The organism is Methanocaldococcus sp. FS406-22, from assembly GCF_000025525.1.
Lineage (GTDB): Archaea > AGJL01 > Methanococci > Methanococcales > Methanocaldococcaceae > Methanocaldococcus.
This window is the reverse complement of sequence record NC_013887.1, coordinates 1,264,039-1,289,132: the sequence shown is the minus strand read 5'-3', so window position 1 is coordinate 1,289,132 and position 25,094 is coordinate 1,264,039. Positions and strand designations below refer to the sequence as shown.

General features: G+C 33.3%; 21 protein-coding genes. 5 read left to right on the top strand and 16 right to left on the bottom strand.

The window, feature by feature from the left end; all coding sequences use genetic code 11:
- Nucleotides 1-3 precede the first annotated feature (3 nt).
- From MFS40622_RS06500 to hdrC, 4 genes are all read right to left on the bottom strand, one after another.
- The gene (locus MFS40622_RS06500) at nt 4-1,350 is read right to left on the bottom strand and encodes an RNase J family beta-CASP ribonuclease (RefSeq protein ID WP_012980886.1); all 1,347 of its coding nucleotides are present in this window, start codon (nt 1,348-1,350) and stop codon (nt 4-6) included.
- Nucleotides 1,351-1,499: 149 nt separating this feature from the next.
- Nucleotides 1,500-2,576 carry a type 2 isopentenyl-diphosphate Delta-isomerase gene (gene fni, locus MFS40622_RS06495; protein ID WP_012980885.1) on the bottom strand — a complete coding sequence of 359 codons (1,077 nt, stop codon included), beginning with the start codon at nt 2,574-2,576 and terminating at the stop codon, nt 1,500-1,502.
- Nucleotides 2,577-2,771: 195 nt separating this feature from the next.
- A complete protein-coding gene (gene hdrB / locus MFS40622_RS06490) occupies nt 2,772-3,659 on the bottom strand; it encodes a CoB--CoM heterodisulfide reductase subunit B (protein ID WP_012980884.1) in 888 nt (295 codons plus the stop codon).
- Between the two features lie 69 nt (nt 3,660-3,728).
- Nucleotides 3,729-4,289, bottom strand: a complete 561-nt coding sequence (gene hdrC, locus MFS40622_RS06485) for a CoB--CoM heterodisulfide reductase subunit C (protein WP_012980883.1) — start codon at nt 4,287-4,289, stop codon at nt 3,729-3,731.
- A gap of 174 nt (nt 4,290-4,463) precedes the next feature.
- On the opposite strand from hdrC, the gene MFS40622_RS06480 reads away from it, so the two are divergent.
- Nucleotides 4,464-5,777 carry a methyl-coenzyme M reductase glutamine C-methyltransferase gene (locus MFS40622_RS06480; RefSeq protein ID WP_012980882.1) on the top strand — a complete coding sequence of 438 codons (1,314 nt, stop codon included), beginning with the start codon at nt 4,464-4,466 and terminating at the stop codon, nt 5,775-5,777.
- 121 nt (nt 5,778-5,898) lie between these two features.
- Complete coding sequence (locus MFS40622_RS06475; RefSeq protein WP_012980881.1) at nt 5,899-6,288, top strand: HIT family protein; 390 nt, start codon at nt 5,899-5,901, stop codon at nt 6,286-6,288.
- Nucleotides 6,289-6,291: 3 nt separating this feature from the next.
- On the opposite strand, the gene MFS40622_RS06470 is transcribed toward MFS40622_RS06475, so the two are convergent.
- The 4 genes from MFS40622_RS06470 to MFS40622_RS06455 form a co-directional block, all read right to left on the bottom strand.
- Nucleotides 6,292-6,663, bottom strand: coding sequence for a hypothetical protein (locus tag MFS40622_RS06470; RefSeq protein WP_012980880.1), 372 nt, complete (start codon nt 6,661-6,663; stop codon nt 6,292-6,294).
- A 46-nt stretch (nt 6,664-6,709) separates the two neighbouring features.
- Entirely contained in the window at nt 6,710-7,717 is a 1,008-nt protein-coding gene (locus MFS40622_RS06465) for a hypothetical protein (RefSeq protein WP_012980879.1), read from the bottom strand.
- Nucleotides 7,718-7,904: 187 nt separating this feature from the next.
- Nucleotides 7,905-9,152, bottom strand: a complete 1,248-nt coding sequence (locus MFS40622_RS06460) for a tRNA (N(6)-L-threonylcarbamoyladenosine(37)-C(2))-methylthiotransferase (protein ID WP_012980878.1) — start codon at nt 9,150-9,152, stop codon at nt 7,905-7,907.
- Nucleotides 9,153-9,264: 112 nt separating this feature from the next.
- Nucleotides 9,265-9,648: a cyclic nucleotide-binding/CBS domain-containing protein gene (locus MFS40622_RS06455; RefSeq protein ID WP_012980877.1), complete on the bottom strand. Its 384-nt coding sequence runs from the start codon at nt 9,646-9,648 to the stop codon at nt 9,265-9,267.
- A 380-nt stretch (nt 9,649-10,028) separates the two neighbouring features.
- Here MFS40622_RS06455 and radA point away from each other — a divergent pair, with 380 nt between their 5' ends.
- Nucleotides 10,029-10,994: a DNA repair and recombination protein RadA gene (radA, locus tag MFS40622_RS06450; RefSeq protein ID WP_198003864.1), complete on the top strand. Its 966-nt coding sequence runs from the start codon at nt 10,029-10,031 to the stop codon at nt 10,992-10,994.
- A 91-nt stretch (nt 10,995-11,085) separates the two neighbouring features.
- Here radA and fsr read toward each other — a convergent pair whose 3' ends face one another.
- From fsr to MFS40622_RS06425, 5 genes are all read right to left on the bottom strand, one after another.
- Nucleotides 11,086-12,945 (bottom strand): coenzyme F420-dependent sulfite reductase, encoded by a 1,860-nt coding sequence (fsr, locus tag MFS40622_RS06445; RefSeq protein WP_012980875.1) that lies wholly within the window; start codon nt 12,943-12,945, stop codon nt 11,086-11,088.
- 198 nt (nt 12,946-13,143) lie between these two features.
- Entirely contained in the window at nt 13,144-16,698 is a 3,555-nt protein-coding gene (gene bchH / locus MFS40622_RS06440) for a magnesium chelatase subunit H (protein ID WP_012980874.1), read from the bottom strand.
- A gap of 135 nt (nt 16,699-16,833) precedes the next feature.
- A complete protein-coding gene (locus tag MFS40622_RS06435) occupies nt 16,834-17,595 on the bottom strand; it encodes an ABC transporter permease (RefSeq protein ID WP_012980873.1) in 762 nt (253 codons plus the stop codon).
- Nucleotides 17,592-18,578 carry an ATP-binding cassette domain-containing protein gene (locus MFS40622_RS06430; protein WP_012980872.1) on the bottom strand — a complete coding sequence of 329 codons (987 nt, stop codon included), beginning with the start codon at nt 18,576-18,578 and terminating at the stop codon, nt 17,592-17,594. The genes MFS40622_RS06435 and MFS40622_RS06430 overlap by 4 nt, the downstream gene beginning before the upstream one ends.
- Nucleotides 18,579-19,034, bottom strand: a complete 456-nt coding sequence (locus tag MFS40622_RS06425) for a PadR family transcriptional regulator (protein ID WP_012980871.1) — start codon at nt 19,032-19,034, stop codon at nt 18,579-18,581.
- Nucleotides 19,035-19,098: 64 nt separating this feature from the next.
- On the opposite strand from MFS40622_RS06425, the gene MFS40622_RS06420 reads away from it, so the two are divergent.
- The gene (locus tag MFS40622_RS06420) at nt 19,099-20,049 is read left to right on the top strand and encodes a nucleoside recognition domain-containing protein (protein ID WP_012980870.1); all 951 of its coding nucleotides are present in this window, start codon (nt 19,099-19,101) and stop codon (nt 20,047-20,049) included.
- Between the two features lie 35 nt (nt 20,050-20,084).
- On the opposite strand, the gene MFS40622_RS06415 is transcribed toward MFS40622_RS06420, so the two are convergent.
- Nucleotides 20,085-21,260, bottom strand: coding sequence for an ABC transporter substrate-binding protein (locus MFS40622_RS06415; protein ID WP_012980869.1), 1,176 nt, complete (start codon nt 21,258-21,260; stop codon nt 20,085-20,087).
- A 163-nt stretch (nt 21,261-21,423) separates the two neighbouring features.
- On the opposite strand from MFS40622_RS06415, the gene MFS40622_RS06410 reads away from it, so the two are divergent.
- A complete protein-coding gene (locus MFS40622_RS06410) occupies nt 21,424-22,548 on the top strand; it encodes an ABC transporter ATP-binding protein (RefSeq protein ID WP_012980868.1) in 1,125 nt (374 codons plus the stop codon).
- A 336-nt stretch (nt 22,549-22,884) separates the two neighbouring features.
- Here MFS40622_RS06410 and MFS40622_RS06405 read toward each other — a convergent pair whose 3' ends face one another.
- Entirely contained in the window at nt 22,885-23,943 is a 1,059-nt protein-coding gene (locus MFS40622_RS06405; protein WP_012980867.1) for an iron ABC transporter permease, read from the bottom strand.
- Nucleotides 23,944-24,990 carry an iron ABC transporter permease gene (locus MFS40622_RS06400; protein ID WP_048197499.1) on the bottom strand — a complete coding sequence of 349 codons (1,047 nt, stop codon included), beginning with the start codon at nt 24,988-24,990 and terminating at the stop codon, nt 23,944-23,946.
- Between the last annotated feature and the right edge of the window lie 104 nt (nt 24,991-25,094).

The window sequence follows — 25,094 nt, the reverse complement described above, 5'->3', positions numbered from 1 at the left end:
CTTTTAAATAATTCTTTCAAAACTCAGACACTGCCCATTTCTTAATAAATGAACATCTTCTCCTAATCTATATCCCTCTTCTTCAGCTAATTTTGTGTATTCAGCAGTTAAATTAAAATCCCCATGTGAAGGGATTATATGCTCTGGATTTAACCATCTTAGCATATCCCTATGATCTTCTTTTGCAGCGTGCCCTGAAACATGAGCTCCTTTAAATATTCTAACCCCCAATAACTTTAATCTTGATTCTAACATGTATCTTTGAGCTGCGTTCATTGGATTCGGAATTGGGTCTGCTGAAAACACAACACAGTCATATTTTTCAAACTTGTATGGAGTTTTGTTGGTTGCCATTCTTGATAATACCGCCCCCTCTTCTCCTTGGTGTCCTGTAGCTATAATTAAATATTTCTCTTTGCCCTCTTTAACTATATTCTTTAAAGCCATCTCTATTGAACTTGGGTCTCCATAAATCCTTAAATCTTCTGGAAACTGAACCAAACCAATATCTTGAGCTATTCCACAGAATCTCATCATACTTCTTCCTAATAAAACAGGAGTTCTTCCCATTTTTTCTGCTATGTCTGTAATTGATTTTATTCTTGCAATATGGGAAGAAAATGTTGTCACAATAATGCCGTTTTTGTCATTATCGGCAGCCAATAAATCATTTTTCAATAAACCAGAGGCAATAATTTCTGGCGGTGTTTTACCTTCATGATTTATTCTTGTGGTTTCTGAGATAAAGCAGAGAACTCCATTCTTACCAACCTTCTTTATTGCCCTATAATCTGGTCTCTCACCAACTACTGGAAAGTTGTCAAATTTAAAATCATTTCCATAGACGATAGAACCATAAGGGGTATGTAAAACTGGTAAAACAGAGTCTGGAATACTGTGAGTTATTCTAATAAACTCTAATGTTATGTTTGGAGTTAAGTCAATAGATTCTCCAGCATTTAAAACAATTAGTGGATTTCTTACATCGAATTTCTTCTCACTCAGTATCTCTCTTTTAACTAACTCAATTGTATATGGAGTTCCAATGATTGGGGCATTATATCTATGGGCTAATTTTGGAACTGCCCCAATGTGGTCTAAATGCCCGTGAGATAAAACTATCGCCTTAACTTCTCCCTCAATATTTTTCATAACTGTATCGTTTGGAATTATACCTTTTTCAATTAACTCTAAGCTATGGAGCTTTGATATGTCAGTATCTTCGTGAATTAAGACTCTATCTAATCTTATCCCCATATCTAATATTATTATTTCCCCATCTACATTAACTGCTGTCATATTTCTACCAACTTCTTCATAACCACCAATGGCAATAATCTCCAATTTCACACTCTCACTTCCTCACTGTTTTTTAATTTTAATATTTGGATATCTCTGTTTAATCTAACTAAATATTCAAATTTATAGAGATACATCTAAGGTAATAAAATATTTTACTTTAACAGTAAATAACAAAGCACTTAACAATACCAACATTGTTATAATCTTTGAGAAATCCAATCTTTTAGAGTTCCTTTAACAATGTAAGGAGTTTTTTTAAGTTCGTCAATATTTTCAACTCCAACTAAGAACATTGCAATCTTTAACTCCTTTATATAACTCTCTAAAACTTTAACAACCTCTTCCCAGCCTTTTAGAGCGGCTTTTAATATTGGTAGGGATATGGAGCAACAATCACAGCCAATTGCTATACATTTGGCTATATCTAAACCACTTCTTATACCTCCAGAACCAATAACTATGCCGTTATAGATGCTTTTTACCTCAAATATTGATGCAGCAGTAGGGATTCCCCAGTTGGCAAATTTTTCAGCTAAATTTTTAAGCTCTTCATCCTTAACCCTATAAATCTCAACCTTTGCCCATGATGTGCCTCCGCTTCCTTGAACATCAATAGCATCAAAGCCAATATCTTTCAAAATTACTGCATCTTCCTTTGAAAAACCCTCTCCAACCTGTTTAGCAATGAAAGGGATATTTTTATAGTTTTTCTTGTAATTTGAGATGAGTTCTTTAAGTTTATAGATGTTTTTGAAGTTTAAATCACCTTCTGGCTGTATAATTTCTTGGAGAGGGTTGAAGTGTATAGCCATTGCATCGGCGTCTATCATCTCTACTGCCTTATCTATAACTTCCTCATCCCAATTATCAACAATGAAATTAACTGCCCCTAAGTTGCCTATAACTAAATTATTTGTATAATCTCTAACAATGCTATAAGTATCCACCAGATTATCATTAACAATAGCTGCCCTTTGAGAGCCAACTCCCATTCCTAAGCCGAGTTCTTCAACAGCTTTGGCAATATTTTTATTTATTTCTTTTGCCTTACTATGCCCTCCAGTCATTCCAGATACAATTATAGGGGCAGCGAGCTTTTTTCCAAATAGTTTTATCTCTGTTTCTATGTCATTAAAATTTATTCCACAGGTTCCTTTATGGATTAGTTCGATATCCTCTAATAGTGTTGTTTTTTCATATTCAACATCACAGTAACTACATAAAAATATATGCTCTAATTTCCTAACTTCTATCTCATTCCTATTATTAATCATAATTTCACCAAAGATATATAAACTTATTTGTTAGTGCTCAATGAAATTTGAAAATAGATATTAAGAATAATATTTAAAAAGGTTTATCCTAACTTATTGTAAACATTCAAAAAAGGAGATACAAAAGAACTAACTATCTTTAATGTTTTTTTAACATCCTTGATTATTTTTTAAAACCAACTAAAAAAAAGAATTTTATTCAATGCCCAATTTCTTTAAAACTGGGTCTACTGAAATTGCATGAACACTGACAGCTAAGTCTTCTGGTTTCATGCCAAATGCTAAACCTAACAACTGACTTAAGTGTAAGACTGGGAGGTTGTATTCTTCACCAAACTTCTCTTTTATCTCTACTTGTCCCCTATCAAACTGTAAGTGGCAGAATGGACAAACGTTGACGGTGCAATCTGCTCCTGCAGCAAGCATGTTTCTTATTTTCTCCTTTGTCATATCCAGTGCAGTTGGTAAGAATCTTGCTCTAACTCCTCCTCCAGCTCCACAGCACATTAAATAGTCTCTATACATAACTGGCTTAGCTCCTGTTGCTGCAACAATCTCCTCCAACAACTTTGGTCTTTCTGGGGAGTCTAATTTTTTAACTTCACTTGGCTTTAAGAAGTGGCATCCATAGTGGATAGCGACATTTAAAACATCTAATGGCTTAACAACCTTCTCCTTTATTTTATCTACTCCAATGTCTTTATAGATTAGCTCTGCAAAGTGTCTAACTTTAACAGTTCCTTTGTATTGCTTACCAATCTTATCTAACTTTTCATTTACAAAGTCCAAAGCCTCTTTATTCTCATGCAATATGTGTGCTGCCTCAAATAATGAACCATAACAACCATTACATACTGTTACAATATCTAATCCCATTTCTTCAGCTATACATAGGTTTCTTGCAGCCAATGTGAGCCATGTTTTTTGATCGAATGAACCAAAGACCCCTGGAGCAGGGCAGCATGATGCTCCAGGCATATACTCTAACTCAACCCCTAACTCTGCCATAACTATCTTTGTTGCCTTCTCAACCCCTGGATATCTGTGAGGCATGATACATCCTAAGAAAAACGCATATTTCATCCTATCACCATAAGTTTTATTATTTCCCTAATTTTTATTATTTAGTTTTAATTCCCAAATTTTAGGGATTTACTCCTTTAAGTCCATCTTTTCCCAGTCAAATCCAATTAATTTATCAAACTCCAATTCTTTAATTAATGTTCTAACTTCCTCTAAGTCTTTCTCACTAAATTGAGCTGTTGGTGATTTTGCTGGTAAGCCGAGTTTTCCTCTCAATTCAACAATTTGGTTATTTGCTGGAACAGCATGTCCAAATCTTAAGACATAAGATGCAGTTTTTCTGTGTGCTAAAGCCATATTTCCTTTCTTAGCAGCCATATTTCTTAAGGTTTTTATGATTTCTGTTATCTTTACGTCTCTTGGACATCTCTCATAGCAAGTATAGCAAGTGGTGCAATACCAAATATCATCGCTATCTAAAACATCATCTAAACCTAATAAAACCTTTCTTAAAACTTTTCTTGTTCTGTAAGCGGTTCTTCTTCCACTTGGACAGCTTCCAGTGCAAGTTCCACACTGATAGCAAGCTTTTATTGATTTTACAACATCCTCTCCTAAGACTAACTTTCCAGCCTCAATAACCTCATTTACAAAGTTTTTATTTACCTCATCCAACTTTATTACTGCCATAATATCACCTCACATTAAGGTTGGAGATGGCTATATAAATACCTACAAACCTCATGCATTGGTATTAGACAGTTGTATAATACCCTGCTATAAATAAAAATTTAGGATAAATTTAGACTAAAGGTATGAGACTTCCCAGTTAAAATTCCTTTGAATAAAATTAAAGGGGATTAGATGAGGATTACAATTTACAGCCCAGGAGTTTATACCTATGGCTCTATGCTTATTGGTGGGATTTTAAAACATAAGGGTTATAATGTTTATTTAGTTAGAAAGATTGATAAAACACTATTTTTAAAGTCAGATGTTGTTATTTTTAGCTTATATTCAACTTTGCATATATTGAACAAAAATATCAGAGAGGCTATAGACTTTATAAAAAAAGTTAGAAAAAATAAAACCAAAGTCTATATTGCTGGATGCATCTCAACATATCCAGAGATTATTTTAAATGAACTAAATGTAGATGGAGTTATAGTTGGAGAGGGAGAGATAACCACCCCAAGAATTATTGAGGGGGATAAAGAGGGCTTAGCCTATAGAGAAGGAGATGAGATAGTAGTAAATTACCCAAAGGAGAGGCCAGATTTAAATCATCCCCTCCCACTGATACCAAAGGACATTGGACAGCAGTCAATTAGAGGGGCTAACGTTTATATTGAAACCCACAGAGGTTGCTTAGGAAACTGCACATTCTGCCAAGTTCCAAAGTTTTTTGGTAAGACCATTAGAAGTAGGGAAGTTGAGGATGTTGTTGAGGAGGTTAAGGCATTTAAAAGAGCTGGAGCTAAGAGGATAGCAATTAGTGGTGGAACTGGGAGTTTATATGCCTTTAAAAAATCAGTAAATAGGGAGAAGTTTTTTGAACTTTTAGAGAAGGTATCTGAAGTTGTTGGTAAAAACAACTTATCAGTTCCAGATATGAGAGTTGATTATGTTGATGAGGATATATTGGAGGCTATAAAAAACTATACAATTGGATGGGTGTTTTATGGGATTGAGAGTGGAAGTGATAAAATTTTAAAAGATATGAAGAAAGGAACTAACAGAGAAAAAAACTTAGATGCAATAAAATTGGCAAAGGATTGTGGAGTTAAAGTAGCAGGAAGCTTTATAGTTGCATATCCAACAGAGACAGATATGGATTATCTGCTAACAAAAGATTTTATTGTAGATGCTGAGTTGGATGATGTCTTTGTCTCTATTGCTGAGCCTATACCAACAACGGAGTTGTGTGATTTAGTCTTATCTATGCCTAAAGAGGATAATCTGTTATATAAAGCTCATGAGGGAGAGTATAAACATCTTGGATTGAGTGAGGCTGAAGCAAGATGCTTTGATTTGTTAATCCATGCTGAGATGTGGAAATCTATGCCGAGACCTTTAACTCCTCAACTCTATAACCTATATTTAAATGAGGCAAGGATGCAAGGGAAAGATATAAGAGCCATAACGGATTTATTGTTTAGATATAAAGGTAAATTTTAAAGTGGGGCTGAAAGCCCCGCTCTGGGTATACCAATAGGGCAATAGCCCTATGGAAGGGTTATAACGGATTTATTGTTTAAGTATAAAGAGTTATTGCTAAAAAAATAATTTTGGTGGGAAAATGTGTATCTTCTGTAAGATAGTTAATGGGGAGATTCCAGCAAAGGTTGTTTATGAGGATGAGCATGTTTTGGCTTTCTTAGATATAAACCCAAGAAATAAAGGGCATACTTTAGTTATTCCAAAGAAGCATTATGAAAGATTTGATGAAATGCCAGATGATGAGCTTTGCAATTTTATAAAAGGAGTTAAAAAGACTGTTGAAGTGTTAAAAAAGCTTGGATTTGATGGTTATAACATAGTTAATAACAATGGCAGAGTAGCTGGGCAAGAGGTTAATCATGTCCATTTCCACATAATCCCAAGGTATGAGGGAGATGGAGAGGTTGTTAAATTTGGTGAGGTTAAAAAAGTTGATTTGGATGAAGTTTTAAGGGAGATTAAGGATTAATTTTTAAAGATTTGCTATTTTTTCGGCTATTTTTCCTATTATTGGGAATCTAAACTTTTCTCCAATGGATGCTTTGTAAGCTCCAAATATTAGGGATGCTAAGAATATTATAAATCCAAAACTTGTAATATAGACAAATAAATCAAAGTTTCCATTTTCTATAAGATATCTTAGGATATATTCCTGATTTGTTAGAAGTTCTATTGCAATAATGTAGAATATTAGTTGGATAAAAAATGCTTGGATTGAGTGGAATAAGATAAATTTGCTCCTACTAAAAATAATTATAAAAATTAATGGAGCAAATACCGGAAATACAAAAAATGAAAGATAAGATAAGGCAGCTAAAATATATTCTTTATTTAGATTTTCCATTTTTCACTGAATTATAGCTTTTAATAATATAGTAGGGAATGGAGTCCTATTTTATGTATTTATATATTGTGCAGGTATCCCAAGCATACCAATATGAGTCTCCAATTATATTAAAGACAACTTTTGATGAAATTTCTTTTTTTCCAGTGTTCACGTATGTTATCACAGGTTTACGAATTTCGGAATATCCATCTCCTAATATATCAAAAGCTGTCCAAAGTAATATAGTGCATGGGCCTTTAACAGTTCCTAACTTCAATGGTAACTTACGAGATTCTCCCGCAGATAACCTAATTACAGTTGGATTTTCACCTCCACAAGTATATTCTACTCCACTAGGCAATCTAACGTAATATCCAATAAACACCATAGTTAAAAGATTATATCTACCTTCTACAGATACTGTAAGGTATTCTGAGTCCCCTACGTGACCAATATAACTTGGTAAATCAAGTTCAATATTGGCTCTTGGAGTTACTGGGATTATGCTCCTAATCGATGACTTTTGGATTTCTGATAAGTTTGAATTTGATAGTAATATGATACGATGTGCGGCTATTTCGATAGGGTTTATATTTGTTGTTTTAACCTCTTTTAATTTATTATTTTCGTATACAAATACGATATATCCTTTCTTACTTTTTTTAACTTTAATAGTATATTTCTTTTTTAAGTTATATTTATCGTCAGATAAAATAACATTCATCATGGAAAAATCTTTTGAGATTGTCGATTTAATTTTTGTACTTCCAACTAAATTATTGATTTCAATTTTATTTTTATATATTTTAACCTTTTTATCTATTTTCTCCACTTCAACTGGTTTTTTACTTGCCTCTGACAAACTTGTTGATGTGGCAAAGGCACTTCCTACAACGCATAGTATAGCCAATAGGGCAAAAATTTTAAATATTCCCTTACACCATAGTTTCATAATGCCACCCTTTAGTGGTTCTACTGTCCTTATTGGCTCCGCCCTATAAAGGGCATCATCGCCAACTATTTTTAAATTTTTTAAAGAGTGTTTTAATACATCTTTTAACGCCCTTATCATTTTTCATAAATATAATAAGTAAAACTCCTATATATATATTATGATTTAAATTAAATAGTAAAATATAAATAGTAAATTTCCTTACCTATTAAAAACTTAATTACTATAAAAAAGTAAAGTAATTTAGTTTAAAAGTAATCAAATTTTACTTGACAATATATTCATTAACAATTTAAAATAAATTGTTCTATATTATTTCCCCCCTTAACCCAAATGTCTTGGCATCTGTAATTTTCACTTTTCTAAACTCTCCTATTTCTCCTCCCTCAAATTTAACAACTTTAAAGTTGTCAGTATAACCTTTACCCTCATCTAAAATTAAAACCCTCATTGTCTTTCCAACATATTTTTTATTGTTTAGATAGCTCAACTCTCTCCTCAATTTATCTAAGATTTCACTTCTTTGCTTTCTAATTTTTGTATCAACCTGCTTCATCTTTGCCGCTTCAGTTCCTTTTCTTTGGGAATATTTAGCTCCATGGATATAGTCTGGCTTCAATTCCTTCAAAACCTCTAAGGTATTTTGAAACTGCTCCTCTGTCTCTCCCGGAAATCCAACTATTATGTCTGTTGTAAAGCAGAGATTTTTAATTTTTCTTCTAAATTCATTTACAATGTCTTTAAATTCGTCTACTGTATAACCTCTTTTCATTCTCTTTAAAATCTCATCATCTCCACTCTGTAAAGGTAAATGCAGAAACTTTCCAACCTTGTCATCTTTATAAACCTCTATAAGCTCATCCAATATCAACTCAGCGTTCTTAGCATGCATCATTCCAACTCTCATTATAAACTCTCCTTCTATCTGAGTTAAATCATTCAATAGATTAGCTAAATTATCTCCAATATCAAATCCATAGCATGCAGTATCTTGGGCAGTTATTAATAAGCATTTAGCTCCTTTGTTTATCAATTCTTTGGCTTTATTTACAATCTTTTCTCTTGGATAAGATATTAAATTTCCCCTTGCTATCTTAACTATGCAATAACTGCAGTTTCCTATACACCCTTCACATATTGGTAATGGAGAGATTAAAGATGGTGTTAGATAATCCAACTTTTTGTAGAGTGTTTTATTAATATCCTCTTCAATATAAGGCATTCTGTAGTGTTTTTCAATGTAATCTTTTAATATCTCCCCAGCTCTATGAGCCTCTCTTGGATATATATGTAGAAATCCTTTAACTTTCTCTTTTAATGCCTTTGGTAAACATCCAGCAATAACAACCTCTTTTCCTAAATTTTTAAGTTCATTTATTCTGTAAATCATTCTATTTTCTGTTTCCAATCTAACAACGCAGGTATTTATTATTGCTATATTAGCCTCTTCTAAATCTTCAGTTATTTCAAATCCATGCTCTCTTAAAGAGTTTTTTATGATTTCAGTGTCGGCAGTGTTTAAAACACATCCATAACCTTCAACATAAACTTTCATGCTATCACCACAATATAAATTATATAATCATATATTTAAATTTTTATGTTATACTACTTATAATCATTACTAAAAAAGCAAAAAATAAAATTAAGGCATTAAGTTTATAAACCTATCCAATTAAATCAGAAAATAGTTTTATAATGTCTTTTGAGCTTAAAACACCAACAATTTTATCTTCACATGGTGATTTAACATATAGGTGATGTATGCCTTTTTCAGCCATAATCTCAATAGCCTTCTCTAATGGAGCTTCAGGACTTACAGTTACTGGATTAACTGTCATTATCTCCTCTGCAGTTTTATCCAATTCCTGATAGTGTTTTAATACATCTGTATCGGTTATAATCCCCCAAAATCTCTCTCCATCAGAAACTACAACAGAAGATATGTCATATTTTGCCATTGTTTTAATAACTTCACTTAATTTTGTATCTAAGGTTACTTCAACGACTCCCTTTTTCATTACATCTCTAACCAAATACTTTGATATCATATTTACACCCCCTAACAATTATAGTTATCTCTTTATGGGTTTTTATCTATTTTTATTATTTTATATTAGAACTTCCGCAGTTTATATATTAAATTTAGAATTTAGACATCCAAAGAATGCCCATTAGCAATAAAACATTTATTTTTTCGAAATCTTTATGTAACTGCCATTTTTACAAAATATAGGTTGTTCGAGAACCTTTTACTAAAAGCTTCTTTCAAAATGTTTTGAAAAACACTATAGTTATAAACCAAAATCTTTATATAGTCAAATATGACAATTGATGTATGATAATCTTCATATATTTCTTTAGCAATATCATCTATTACCTCCCAATTTATTCATATATTAACAATTATAAATTCATGCTTATGGTGATAATAATGGATGACTTAACTCAACTACCTGGTGTAGGTCCTACAACTGCAGAAAAGTTAAAAGAGGCTGGTTATACTGACTTTATGAAAATCGCAACTGCATCAATTGGTGAGCTAACAGAAATAGATGGAATTAGTGAGAAAGCTGCAGCTAAAATTATTGAGGCTGCAAGAGAACTATGTAATTTAGGATTTAAGAGTGGAACTGAAGTTCTATCACAAAGAAAGAATATGTGGAAGTTATCAACTGGAAGTAAAAACTTAGATGAAATATTAGGAGGAGGTTTAGAGAGCCAGTCAGTTACAGAGTTTGCTGGAATGTTTGGTTCTGGTAAAACCCAGATAGCTCATCAAGCATGCGTTAATCTCCAATGCCCAGATAGGATAATAGCTGATGACTCAATAAAAGATGAGATTTTAAATGAACCAAAGGCAGTCTATATTGACACAGAAGGGACATTCAGACCAGAAAGAATTATTCAGATGGCAGAAGCTTTAGGCTTGGATGGAAAGGAGGTTTTAAACAACATCTTTGTTGCAAGGGCTTACAACTCAGATATGCAGATGCTATATGCTGAAAATGTAGAGAATTTGATAAGAGAGGGGCATAATATAAAGCTGATTATAGTTGATTCATTAACATCAACATTCAGAACTGAATACATTGGTAGGGGTAAATTAGCAGAGAGACAGCAAAAGTTAGGTAGGCACATGGCTACCCTCAATAAATTAGCTGATTTATACAACTGTGTTGTTATAGTAACAAACCAAGTAGCAGCAAGACCGGATGCTTTATTTGGACCTTCAGAACAGGCAATTGGAGGGCACATAGTTGGGCACGCTGCAACTTTTAGGATATTCTTAAGAAAGGCAAAAGGAGATAAAAGAGTTGCCAAGCTTTATGACTCTCCTCATTTACCAGATGCTGAGGCAATGTTTAGAATAACTGAAAAGGGAATTCATGACTAACCCAAAATATAATATAAATTTTTTGATGAAAATTAACAATTAATGATTTTTAAATTTTAATTTAAAATTAAAAATAAAAAATAGGAATATTTTAATCCTTATTCTCCATCAATTCCATAACTTCTTCTAAGAACTTCCCATATCCTACTCTTTTCATAACAGCAGCTAATCTCTCTCTTTGTGGTTTTTTAGCATATTTGCTATAAACAACTAACACCTTATCAATGAAGTTTATAATTTCATCAACACTCATTAACTTCATTTTAATTCCTTCAACAACCTCCCTTCCTGTCTTTCCACCAACATAAACCATGTATCCCTCTTCTTTAACCTCTCTCGCCTCATTTGGACAGTTTTTAATACACTTACCGCAACCAACACATACGTTGTAGTTGGTGTAAGAGATTTCTCCCCTAACATCAATTGCCTCAACCTTACAAACCTCAGCACATCTTCCACAGCCATTACATTTTTCTTCATTGACAGCTGGGAATTTAACCCCTGCTATTCCAATATCATGCACTTGTGGCCTAACACATCCATTTGGACATCCGCTAATTGCAATCTTAAACTTATATGGAGCTGGCCTTTCTTTAAACTTATCTTCAATGATTTTGGCAAGTTCCGTTGTGTTTATTAAACCACTGCTACAGTTTCCAGCTCCAGGACATGCCAATGTTGCCCTAACTAACGGCCCCTCTGAACCTGTTATGAGTCCTTTTTCTCTCAACCTTAAAACAATGTCTTCCACATCAAATCCACTAATGCCATGAAGTTCATAACCAGCCCTATCAGTTATTTTTATCTTAGCATTGTATTTTTCTGCAATATCTAAGATTTCTTTTATTTCTTCAACAGTGTACCATCCTCCTGGTTTTGCCCTAATTCTTATGAAATAAGTTCCATCTGCCCTCTTCCCAATTCCCCCATAATCAGCAGTCCAGTAGAATGAGATATATTCGTTATTTTCTTTTCTTCTCTCAATTTCTTTTTTAAATCTCTTCAATTTCATCTGTCTTAACTTCTCAATTGCTTCAATATCAACTCCTTCTTTTAATTCAACAGCATTTTTAATCTCTTCCCCTTTTTCAGTTCTTATGATAACTGTTGAGTAACCATCTGGACTTCCAACACATCCTACTGAAACATCCGCAAGCTCAGCATCAAAGTCTCTACACATCTTACATCCTGGGCAGATTTCAAACTCTTTTAAGTCAATCTCTTTCTTCTCTCCATTTATATAAACGAGAAGTTTCCCTTTCTTAATATCAAACTTATCAACTTTTTCAATATCTATTCCATGCTTCGCTAAAACTTCCTTCATGTTGTCGTATCTAAATTTCTCAGTACAGAATAAACCAATTAAGTATTCAATTTTTGGTAATTTAGCTGGTTTTCCGTTCTTGCCAAGTTCTCCATCATGCTTTGCTAAGTATGGGAAGTACTGCAGTTTTCTTAACCCATTAATTTGGCATGGCAAACCAACAACTGCAACCTTCTCTAAACCCATTTCTCCAGCTTTTCTTAATGCATCTAATGTTGATATTGCATATTTTGATTTTGCAGCTTTTAATAAATCTTCTGCATTTTGGACAACTAATGAAACTGGTTTCCAGCATTCATCTCCAACAACAATTGCCCCGTCAATTTTTCCATTTTCTAATAAGTATTTTAGGAATGCAGTTACAACTCCCCCATCTTGCCCTTCAATATCACTTTTTCCATAGTAATATTCTTCTTTAAACTTCTCTCTTATTTTTATTTGATATTTTCCTGATGAAACTCTTGGACAAACATCATAACACATTCCATGACCTTTTCTTAAACATTCTTCTATTAATTTAGGTCTCTCATCAAAAGTTAATATACTATTAGGACATACTATTGTACAGGTCCCACATCTTGCACATATTCCGCTATCGACTATCTCATTTAACTTCCACTCGTACATTTTTTCACCTGAAATGTGTGATTGTATCACTCACACTTTAATGCTATTTAACCTAACTATATATAAAACTTACTAATGTGTGCATGAATTACGCACATATAAATTTCCCCCAAATGTGTATTTATATTTTTTGATAATATTGCTATAAAATAGATTACTAAAATTTATTTATCTAAATATATAAAGATAATTAAATTATTATATGTCCTCCTCCAACATCCCCTCTAACTCAAGATACTTTCTAATTATTTTATCAATCACTTCCTTATCTGTCTTCCAATACCCTCTTCTCTCTGCCTCTATAAGTCTTTCAAGAATTTCCTTAGTTGCATAGATGTTGTTTTCTCTCAATCTCTCAAAAATTTCTCCATTAAAAACCAGTCTTTCAGCAACTCTGTCCCAAATCCAATTTTCAACGGCATTAGTTGTTGCTGCCAATCCAAGGAGGTTTTCTATCCTTTCAGCAATCTTTTGGGCTCCATGGAAATCATGCTTTAACATCTCATTAATCCACTTTGGATTTAAGGTTCTTGTTATAGTCCCCCTTTCTATTGAATCTTTGATACTCTCAACCTTCACAACTTCCTTTGTAGTATCTGCTATGAGCATCTCTGGCTTCTTTCCTCTCAAAATCTCTACTGATTTTGATAAGCCTCCAAAGAACTCATAGTAGTGATCTAAGTCAGTTATCTCATAGTCATGGCAGTCCCTAACTTGTGAGACAAGCTCAACACTCTTCAATAAATTTTCAAAAACTCCTCTCGCCTCTTTTGAATAATACCCCTTTGTGTATGCATAGCACATTGATGATACATAAGCTTCAGCCAAATCTTTCTCATCATTCCAAGCACTGTCCTCAACAAGTTCTAAAACCCTTGTGTTGTATTCTGTTGCTGTTGGGCCGAAAATCCTTGCTTTAGCTAAATCTCCATAATTGGCCATATCTTTTACATGTTTTTTAACAAAATTCATATCATCTGGCTCATCTAATTCAGCAACCATTCTAAATGCCTTATCAAGCAAGTCCATAACATTTGGGAACATCTCTCTAAAGAAACCGCAGATTGTAACAACAACATCAATCCTTGGCCTTCCAAGTTCTTCAAGTGGGATTATCTCAAGCTCTTTCTCCCAAGGAGTTTTGTGAATAACTCTAACTCCAATATATTCCAAGATTTGGGCAATTGTCTCCCCATAGGTCTTTGCAGTTTCAAATCCCCAAAGAACCACACCAACGGACTCTGGATATTTGTTATGCCTTTTTAAATACTCCTCAATGGTTTTTTTGGCTATATACTTCCCTCTTTCAACTGCTGCCTCTGTTGGAATTTTTAATGGATCAAATGCATATATGTTCCTTCCAGTTGGCAATGCTTCTGGGTTTCTTATAACATCCCCTCCAACAGACGGCTCTATATATAATGAATTTAGCCCATTAATTAAATTTTCAAGCTCTAAGCTGTTATCTGCATATTTTTTAGCAACATCATAGGCATATTTTAATGTTTTTTCATATTCTGGGAATCTTTCTCCTTTTAAGAATTTTTTTACAATTTCTTTTGCTTCTTCATCAATTTCTTTAAGTTCTTTTGGACTTAGTTCTTCATATTTTAATCCCTTCTTTTCAGCAATTAGTCTATTTAGTGATTTTATTTCCCCTCTATCGTATCTTGCTATAATGGCTATAAATTCCTCTAAATCCTCTAAACTGTATTTCTCTCCAACTACATGCAAACCTTTTGGGATTATTGCCCTCTTGTATTCATAAATCTTTGCCTCTATTTCATCCAAATCATCTCCAAGATTCAACTTCTCTGCAAGCTCTAATGCCTTTTTCTTTGCTATCTCAGCCCTTGGCTTATCTTTTATTAATGCATCTCTATATTCATTTAAAAGCTCTTCAAGTTTTGCATATTCATCATAAAGCCCAGATGTTGTGTAAGGAGGAGAGTTATAGCTTATTAATGTCCCATACAGCCGTCTCTTTGCTATCGTTGCCTCTGAGGTATTGATAACATGATAAACATAGAGATGCGGCATAGTTCCAATTAAAATGTCTGGGAAGCATTTTGAACTCAATCCAACCTCTTTCCCCTTCATAAACTCTGCCAATCCATGAGTTCCGAGATGAATGATGCAATCAGCTTTAAAAACATGCTCAATCCACTTGTAAAATGCTATATATTGATGATGAGGAGGCTTAGTTGGGTCGTGTATTGCTGAATTTATATCCTCATTACCTAATGGAGGTCTTGAAGGTTGAACACCAATGAAGATGTTTCCTAAAACAACTCCCGGAATTAAAATGCCCTTATCATCAACCATTATGTTTCCTGGTGGTTCTCCCCAATACTTTATAACCTCTTCTTTGCACTCTTCTGGTAGTTCATTGAAATATTTTAAATATTCATCAACACTCATCCTTGGACATTCAATTTTCTCTGGTGGATAAAGTTTTGGATTGAATAGCTTTTTCTCTACAAATAAATCCTTTATGTTTTTGGTTTTTTCAACTCTATAGCCTTCTTCCTTTAACCTTTCAAGGATTCTTTCAACACTTGCAAACGTATCTATATATGCCGCACTTCCCAGATTTTCCTCCCCTGGAGGGTAGTTATAAATAATGATTGCTATTTTTTTATCTGCATTTGGTTTTCTCTTCAAATTTATCCATCTCTCAACCCTACTAACAAATTTATCAACCCTATCCATTATTGGAATAACATCACAACCTTCTACACCACAAACAGGAATTGGTTCAACTCCACCATCCATCTCTGGCATCTCAACGGTAGTTATTGTTTGAAGGATGTTTAATCCCCTCTCACTTCTCTCCCAGTCCTCTATCTCTTGCATTATCATCATTGCTGGGCAGAATAGCTTTGCCTTCATCTCCTTTAAAAGCTCAATTGTTGGTTCTGAATTTCCTCCTAACGGCCCTCCATTCAACCTAAACCACAACAAACTAATTATTGCATCTAAATCTCTGCCTTTAAAGTATTTTCTCATTGCCTTTAAATTTACAATCCCATCAGAATAGACTGGAATGATATTTGCATCTAATTTATCTATAATCTCTTTTAATGTTGGCTCACAAGACTCTAAATGCATCCCACCGTAAAAGATTATTCCAACAGTTGGTTTATTTGGGTCGATTTTGGGTTTATAATTATAGCCGTAATCTGGATGATATAAGCCAATTTCTGGGTATTCTATTGGGTCTTTAATTTTCTCTTTAACTTTAACTCCTTTTATTTTGCAAATAAATAGAAACATGTTTTTGTAATTCTCATAGCCCCCATTTGCCCAGTATCTTACAATTCTAATATAATTTCTTGCATCTTTAAAGACACCAAAAGGCAAAATCTTCCCAGCAGTTTCTATAATCTTCTGCATTCTATTTATCCATTTCTTTACGCTTTCTGGATTTCCTCCATAAGACATATTAGCTCCTTTCACTCTACTCATCCTAAAACTGCCAAGTTTTGCAATGGAAAATAAAGATGAACCTCCAACCAATGCAATAACATCCTTATCTTTATAATCAAGTTCAGTAAGTGCTAATGCATCTCCTCTAACATCAATTAAAACAATATCTGCCCAATCAATAAGTTCTTGAAGGTTGTATTTGTTCATCTCATGGGCAAATATTAATTTAACATCTGCATAATCTTTAACATTCTCAATTGCCCTTACAATGCTTCTATTTACAACAGTTGAAATGAGAAGGATTTTTATTTTTTTATCTACCATGTGTATCACTGCATTATTTTTTAATTGAGGTTATAGTTTAGAATATTTAGGATGTTTAGAATGTTTTGAACTATTATTAAAAATTTAGGTAATGTTAATAATATATAAAGTTTTTTGTAAAAAATAATAAATTAATCACTCAATTGTTGCCTTTTCAAAGGAATGCATACCAATTAATAAAGAGACAGCACACAAAACCACTAAGACAGCAAAATCCACAACTATGGAAAATTTTGAAGTCCCAATTAAAAAGTATCTCATCCCATCAACTGCATAGGTTAAAGGATTTATATATGAAAAGATTTTTATCCATGAAGGTAACGCATCTATTGGATAAAAAGCTCCACTCAAAAACATCAATGGAAGAGTTAGAGTGTTCATTATCAAACCAAACCCCTCTAAGCTTGACATTCTTAAGGCAAACGTTATACCAATTGATGAGAACGTCCAAGCTAATAAAATTCCAAGTATTAAAACTGGAATTATGGCAGAGACGTTTATTGAAGCAATGAACATGCAAATTGTTAATATAATCATCCCTCTTAACAGAGAAGTTACTGAATCCCCCAAAATCCTTCCAAATATTGCCTTACTCCTTGAGACTGGAGCAACTAAAATCTCTTTCAAAAATCCATAGTCTTTATCAACAATAACAGATACACCACTCATAAAACTTGTTGTAAATATTGTTATAGCAACTATACCTGGAACTAAGTATGTGAGGTAATCAACTCCTCCAAATATCTCCCTTGCTTGAGGGAAATTTAAAGCCCTACTCCAACCTAATCCAAAGAATGCAATCCAAATTATTGGATGCAGTATAGTTCCAACAACTCTTGACCTTGCCCTTAAAAATCTTAAAATCTGCCTATAAGCCATTGTTATAATCACATTCATGCAAAACCCCTCTTTTTTAAAATAACCTTTCTAAGGTCAAATCTGCCCCCTTCATCCCTAATGGATTTTCCAGTTAAATGGATAAAGACATCATTTAATGTTGGTTTCCTATAGCTAACCTCTAAAATCTCTAAGTTGTTTTTTAGAGCAATTTCAAAGATTTTTGGGATTGTTTCAGAGGCATTTTTAACCTTTAGCTCAAAAACTCCATCTACTATTTTGCAGTTACCAAATTGTGATAAAATGTTTTCTATCTTCTTATAATAACTGTTTTTAAATTTTAAATAAACTATATCATCTCCAACTATGGATTTTAGCTCATCAACAGTTCCAATGGCAATGATTTTTCCATTATCTATAATTGCTATCCTATCGGCTAAGTTCTCAGCCTCCTCCATATAATGGGTTGTTAAAAAAATGGTCATATCATGCTCTTTCTTCATCTCCTTAATATAATCCCAAATATGCACCCTTGTTTGAGGATCTAAACCAACGGTTGGCTCATCCAAGAACAGTATCTCTGGTTTATGAATCAAAGCCCTTGCAATCTCCAATCTCCTTATCATCCCTCCGCTGAAGTATTTAACTACCCTATTTCTATGCTCATAGAGTTCAACGAAATTCAGCATATCTTCTATCCTTCTTTTTAGCTCTTCTCCTTTATAGCCATAAATCCTCCCATGGATATAGAGGTTTTCATAGGCAGTTAACTCCCTATCCAATGTCATGTCTTGAAACACTATCCCAATCCTTTTTCTAACCTCATTTGGATTTTTAATTGCGTCATAGCCGGCAACCCTTATTGTCCCAGATGTTGGCCTTAACAAGGTTGTAATCATATTTATTGTTGTAGTCTTCCCAGCTCCATTAGGTCCTAAAAAGGCAAAAACTTCTCCTTTTTTAACTTTAAAGCTAATTTCTCTTACAGCATAAAAATCACCAAATTTTTTTGTTAAATTTTCAACTTCAATAACATACTCCATCTAATCTCCCCCAAAGATAATTAGGTTAATTTTTCTTGATGTTTCTTTTAAAATCTTTTTAAGCTCCTCTTTTTGCTTATCATTAAGGTTTTGAAAGTTTTTTATAACCAATTTAATTGATTCCTTCAATTCCTTTCCTCCAAGCTCATGAAAGCCCCTAACTGCCTCAATATGGGAGAATATCTTTTTCAATTTTTCCTCATTTTCTTTTAAATATTCTCTTCCCTTATCAGTTATTCTATAGAGTTTTTTGTCTCCGTCTTCTGCTTTTACTACCTCGATATATCCACTTCTCCTTAAACTCTGCAGTGTTGGATAAATAACTCCAGAACTTGGTTTATAATAGACAAATATTCCTTTTAACTTCTGCATCAATGCATAGCCATGCAGTTCTTCTTTATCTAAGAGATATAGAATGAGAAGCTTTAAAGAACCTCTTATATGCTCATGTTTCACACTTTCACCAAAGTTTTTTATACTATATCTTTAGACATATCTATATACATGGTATATATAGGTGATGGTTGTGGATTATATAGCTCCATTAGTGGAGAGTATAAAAATCTCTGCCTATTACACAATAAAAATATCCATTATTGTTTTAACAACGGTATTTATTGTTAATTATATCATGAACACTGGTGTTATGAAGAAGTTGAGCAACTTACTATCTCCAATTTTGAGGAGGTTGAGAATAAACCCTCTTTCAATATCATCTACCTTAGCCTGCTTTTTCAGCCCAACTGTTGGTTACTCTATCTTGGCAGAGGGATTAAAGGAGAATAAGATAAATGAGAAGGAGATTATAGGAACTTCTTTAGCAAATTCATTCCCTTCAGTTTTATCACATACATTTACGTTCTTTATTCCAGTTGTTGTTCCTATATTAGGTTGGACGGGAGTTTTATATGTCTTAATAAGGTTAGGAGTTGCTTTAGCAAAGACAATAATTGGATTTACTTACCTATCAATCATATCAAAAGATTACTCCTTTGAAATGCCAGATATAAATAAATTGAACAAAAAAGAAAATGCAAAGAAATCTTTTAAAAGCACACTTAGGTTTGCCAAAAGGTTGATTCCAATACTGTTCCTTATGATGACATTGGTTATCTATCTGTCTAAAGTTGGATTCTTTGATTATGTTGAGAGATTCGTTAAGCCAATAACCAATCTGTTAAATTTAAATCCCAATGTTGGCATCTTAGCACTGACAGAGATTATGAATGTGCAGGCAGCGATAGTTATGGCTGGTGGGTTTTTAAATGAAGGTATTTTGAGTTCAAAAGAGGTTTTAATTGGATTAATTATTGGGAATGTTTTAACGTTCTCAACAAGATATGTTAAGCACTCTCTCCCTTTGCATATCTCCCTATTTGGAGCTAAATTGGGGACTAAAATAGTTATGATTAACGCAGTTATCACTTTGTTGTTGGATATTATCATAATAGCCGGGCTTTTATTAGCTTAGAGTTTATTTAAAAATAAAAAAGATTTAATTAAAGTTTATTTGATTTTATAGAAGTATTTTAAATCATCGTCTCCTCCAAACAACTCTGGGTGAAGCATCTTTGCAAAGTCCATCATATAGCCAGCAGGGTCTCTCGCCTCCCATACATAATAGTCAGGATGGGATACGTAGAATCTTCCTGTTTTGAATGCCTTAAATTTGGCAAACTCTGGGTTTATTTTTAATAAATCCTCTTTTGTCTTAACATCTCCATAGAACCATATCAGTATTGCAACATCTGCGTTTATTGCCCTTTCATAGAATGTTTCTTTATCTATGCGTTGATATGTCCCATTGTAATCAGCAAAGATATTTTTACCTTTAAATTCAGAAATCATTTTGCTGTAATAGTGGTCATTTCCATAAATTCCGGGCATATTTAGAGTTTTTGACCAGCCAAAAATAACAACTGTTGGCTCAGTTGTTGTATTTTGAACTTTTTTTAGGATGCCTTCTCTTACTTTGACTACATTTTTAAACCATTCATTAGCCTTTCTGTAAGCGTCACTTCCCCAGAATGCAGCGGCAAATTTTATCCACTCTATCCTTCCCATGTATGTTGGTTCTTTGTAGGTATAGAATCTTGAAACGGTTATACCCAACTCTTTTAGTTTTTCTTCAACTTTGTCTTCACTACTCCAGTCACTTAAGAAGACTATATCCGGTGTTAAGTTTGCTATTAATTCATAATTTACCCCTCTACCAGGACTTCCTATATTTACTACCTTTCCTTCTTCAAATAATTCTTTAAGTTTTGGTGAGTCCTCTATAGCATATTTTGGAGCTCCAACTATAGTTTCATGATAAGCGTTCAATATATCTGCTGTTGATATAATTGGACAGTAGAAATCTGTAACGATTCTTTTTACAGGAACTTTTATTACTTTTGCATCTGGAATGTTAGGAGCTTTAGCATTTCCTTCAACCAAAACAAACTTGTTACCTACAGAATCGACAACCACACAATAGCCGTCATCCCAATGAGGATAGAGTTTAAATGTTTCTGCATATCTAACTACATTGATACCTAGTTTTACCTGAGTTTCAGCTTTTTGTGGTTCAGATTGAGTAGTTTGCTGAGGTTGAGTTGTAGTTTTACTTTCCTCAACACATCCTGCAAATGCAACTATAACTCCAATCATCAAAATTGACAGTAGGAAGAATTTCCTCACAATATCACCTAATACATATTTTATTAAAAAAATTTAATAACATTTAGGACTATAAGGATTGTCTAATATAAATTTTACTATCATTTTGAGGACTATTAAGCATATCGTAAAGTATAAATTCAGAAAAACCTTATTTTATTTAAAAATCCTTTGAGTGATAGTAATGTTGAAAGCAGAAAATCTATCTGTTGGTTATGGAAATTATATCGTGGTTGAGGGCATAAATTTGGATATAAACGAAGGGGAGATTTTGTGTATTATAGGTCCGAATGGAGCAGGGAAATCAACGCTCTTAAAAACGATAGCGACCTATTTAAAACCAAAGAAAGGAGTAGTTTATTTAAATGGAAAAAAAATTCATGATTTAAAGCCAAAAGACTTAGCAAAGGAGATGGCTGTTGTTTTAACAGAGAGGGTTAATCCGGGAAATATGACAGGTTTTGATGTTGTAGCAATTGGAAGGCATCCATATACTGATTTATTTGGTAGATTGACTGAAAAAGATAAAGAAATTATAATCGAATCGGCAAGGGCAGTTAATGCAGAATATTTATTGGAGAAGAATTTTTTTGAAATGAGTGATGGGGAGAGGCAGAAGATAATGATAGCAAGGGCTTTAGCTCAAGAGCCAAAGGTTTTAATCTTGGATGAGCCAACATCATTCTTAGATGCCAAGCATAAAATTGAATTAACTTTATTGCTGAGAAAGTTAGCAGATGAAAAAAATTTGGCCATCGTTGTTACCTTACATGATATTGAACTTGCTTTAAGAATTGCTGACAAGATGGCTCTAATAAAGAATCACAAGGTTATAGCCTACGGATATCCTGAGAATGTTATGAAAAGGGAGATAGTTAATGATCTATACGACTTAAAAAATGCCAATTATAGTAGGGTGATTGGTTACTTTGAATTAAAGAGCAATCCAATAAAAAATAAAAAAGTATTTGTTATATGTGGAGGAGGAACAGGAGCAAATGTTTTGAGATATTTGGTTAAAAATAGGTATGAGGTTGTTGTTGGTATTTTGCATAAAAATGATGCCGACTACTTTATAGCAGAGGCGATGGGAGTTAGGATAATTGAGGAGGAGGCATATAAAAAGATATCAAAAGAAAAATTTGAAGAGGCACTGAGAGAATTAAAAAATTCAGATGTTGTTGTTTATACGAATTTTCCAATTGGTGAGATGAATGAATTAAATTTAAACCTTATTGAAGAGGCAAAAAAATTAAAAAAGAGAATGATTTTTTACAAAGATGATATTTCAGTTTTAAAGGAAATTTAAGTGGATTTCTGTAGTGATAAATATATTTCAAATCATATAAAGTGCATAAGCTCTGTTACTGACCTCCTCTCTGCCTAAAGGGCGGAGGTTCCCCTAGGGAACACCCTCCCGTCCCCGTCGCCGAGGAGTCATCGGGCAGGTTATGTTCATCAGGCCAGGTCAGGTGGCCTTCGAAAAGTTTGTATGCTACTTCTTATTCATGAACTTTTCGGTCGTTAGGATATAATGGCATGAGAAATCTTCATTTGCCCGAACTTCGGTTTAGAAATTGATATGGACTTGAACACTTGCGATAAATATTTGTCTCCGTGCTAAAGCACCGGAGCTTGTTAATAATTAATGGTCAATCTTTATTTTCTTTTCTCCTTTATAGACTAAATATACAACCAATAAACCTCCTAATATATCTAAAACTGCTCCAATAGGAAGAGGAGAGGCAGGTCTATTTATTCCATAGATGTAGTGGATTGGAAGATAGTATTTCAATGAAAGGATATGACATGAAACCATTAAAATAACGCCTAAAAGCATTGTTGCTGGCATTAAATATCTATGGTCAGAGGTTTTTATTAAGGGTCGTGCTAAATATGGGGCAATTATCCCAATAAATGCAATTAAACCTACGTAAGGAATTATAGCTCCAGTTATAAATGATGCAAAGAATAAAATTAAAATTCTCGTCTTTTTTATATCTAACCCAAAACTTTTCGCATACTGCTCTCCAAACAATAGAGCGTTTAAAGATTTTATTAAAAACATAACTCCAATAATAAATATGATTGAGCAGATTGTCATTGGCATAATGTCTCCCAAAGTTATCTTAGATAAAGAACCAATTGTAAATCCCCAATACTCTTGAATCTTCAACTCTTCAGCATTTGCGATGAGATATGCCCTCAAACCCATAAAGAAATAGCTTAGCAATAAAGCAACAATTATGACTCCATTCGCTTCTCTAACTCTCAAGGCAATGATAATTAGCAAAATCATTGAAAAAATTCCTCCACACCAACCAGCAACTAAAATGCTATTTTCTCCAAAAATCTCAAACAGATGTGAGAGAGAATCTATAAATATAACCAATGCAACAACCATCAAAACTCCAGACGATATTCCAGTTGTGTATGGAGATGCTAATAAGTTCCTAAATAACGTTTGAAGCATTAAACCTGCTGCAGATATAGTTAATCCAATAAGAACCGCTCCAATTATTGGAGGCAGTCTAATATCTCTCAACAACATATCTTTAAACTCATTTCCAGTAGTTCCCTTCAATAAAAAATTACTCACATCCTCCAATGTTATTGATTTTGCATTTCCACCAATGTATAATGCAGTAAAAGGCAATATTAATGAGAGGATGAATAAAATTAATAAAATCCCTATTCTGTTCATTTAAATCCCCATTTTTCTTATTTTTAGATATATTATAATTGCTATTGGAGCTCCTATTATTGATAATGGACAAAGCAGAGGGAGAACGTTGGTTGAGGGTATCAAAACCCCTGGTCTTGTTAAGATATCTGCAATAACTAAAAACACAGCCCCCAAAAGCATGGTTACTGGAATTACATAAATATGCTTGGAAGTTCCACAAATCATTCGTGCAACTATTGGGCACGTTATTCCAACAAACGCTATCGGCCCTGTAAATGCTACAACTGTCGCAGTTAAAACGCATGAGAGAATAATAAGCCATGTTCTTAATGATTTGATATCAACTCCCACACTGATTGCATACTTTTCTCCTAACAAATTTGCGTCCAATTTTTTTGAAAGGAAAATGTAAGTTAAAATTGAAAGCGGGATTATAATTAGGGCCATTATAGTAATCATGTCCCATGTTAGATTATTTACTGAACCCATTTCCCACATCAAAAAGCCAGAGAGATTACTGTTTTCTTCACCAATGTAATCTCCCAAGTAAATAATAATGGTAGAAAATCCAGAAGCAATTGCTCCAATCATTAAACCGCAAATTAATAATGTTGATACTTGCTTAACAACCCTTGCAATATTTATTACAACAAACATTGTCACAAATGCTCCAATATAAGCTGAGATTATAAATCCATAAATGTTGTGTGGGATTCCCAATTTGAAGAGCATGTAGGTGAAGATGTATAAAACAACCCCTAACGATGCTCCACTTGCAACCCCCATTAAGTAGGGGTCTGCCAGTGGATTTCTAAAATAGCCTTGCATTAAAATCCCAGCTAATGCTATGGCAATTCCAGCAACAATTGCTCCAATAGTTCTCGGCAATCTCAACTTGAAGATGATTTTATCCTTTATTTTATTTCCAGTAGTGCCTTTTAGTAGATAATCAGTCAATTCTTTATTTTTTATGGGAATAGTTCCCAGAGTAATGCTGTAAATTGAAGAAATCATTAACAAAATACTTAGAATTATTGATAAGGCTAAAAATCTTTTAAGTTTCAATAGTATCACCTTAACTTGGATTTACTCATTTTATGTGGCTGCAATGATTCATAAATATTTTGTTTTAATCATAATTTTTGATAATAAGTTTAACAAAAATATAA

Excerpts from the sequence above, each read along its gene's own strand:
- fni (WP_012980885.1), bottom strand. The coding sequence starts at position 2,576 with ATGATTAATAATAGGAATGAGATAGAAGTTAGGAAATTAGAGCATATA.
- MFS40622_RS06475 (WP_012980881.1), top strand. The coding sequence starts at position 5,899 with ATGTGTATCTTCTGTAAGATAGTTAATGGGGAGATTCCAGCAAAGGTT.
- MFS40622_RS06410 (WP_012980868.1), top strand. The coding sequence starts at position 21,424 with ATGTTGAAAGCAGAAAATCTATCTGTTGGTTATGGAAATTATATCGTG.
- bchH (WP_012980874.1), bottom strand. The coding sequence starts at position 16,698 with ATGGTAGATAAAAAAATAAAAATCCTTCTCATTTCAACTGTTGTAAAT.
- MFS40622_RS06430 (WP_012980872.1), bottom strand. The coding sequence starts at position 18,578 with ATGGAGTATGTTATTGAAGTTGAAAATTTAACAAAAAAATTTGGTGAT.
- MFS40622_RS06465 (WP_012980879.1), bottom strand. The coding sequence starts at position 7,717 with ATGATAAGGGCGTTAAAAGATGTATTAAAACACTCTTTAAAAAATTTA.
- MFS40622_RS06460 (WP_012980878.1), bottom strand. The coding sequence starts at position 9,152 with ATGAAAGTTTATGTTGAAGGTTATGGATGTGTTTTAAACACTGCCGAC.
- fsr (WP_012980875.1), bottom strand. The coding sequence starts at position 12,945 with ATGTACGAGTGGAAGTTAAATGAGATAGTCGATAGCGGAATATGTGCA.
- hdrB (WP_012980884.1), bottom strand. The coding sequence starts at position 3,659 with ATGAAATATGCGTTTTTCTTAGGATGTATCATGCCTCACAGATATCCA.
- hdrC (WP_012980883.1), bottom strand. The coding sequence starts at position 4,289 with ATGGCAGTAATAAAGTTGGATGAGGTAAATAAAAACTTTGTAAATGAG.
- MFS40622_RS06405 (WP_012980867.1), bottom strand. The coding sequence starts at position 23,943 with ATGAACAGAATAGGGATTTTATTAATTTTATTCATCCTCTCATTAATA.
- MFS40622_RS06455 (WP_012980877.1), bottom strand. The coding sequence starts at position 9,648 with ATGATATCAAAGTATTTGGTTAGAGATGTAATGAAAAAGGGAGTCGTT.
- MFS40622_RS06435 (WP_012980873.1), bottom strand. The coding sequence starts at position 17,595 with ATGAATGTGATTATAACAATGGCTTATAGGCAGATTTTAAGATTTTTA.
- MFS40622_RS06470 (WP_012980880.1), bottom strand. The coding sequence starts at position 6,663 with ATGGAAAATCTAAATAAAGAATATATTTTAGCTGCCTTATCTTATCTT.
- MFS40622_RS06480 (WP_012980882.1), top strand. The coding sequence starts at position 4,464 with ATGAGGATTACAATTTACAGCCCAGGAGTTTATACCTATGGCTCTATG.
- MFS40622_RS06420 (WP_012980870.1), top strand. The coding sequence starts at position 19,099 with ATGGTTGTGGATTATATAGCTCCATTAGTGGAGAGTATAAAAATCTCT.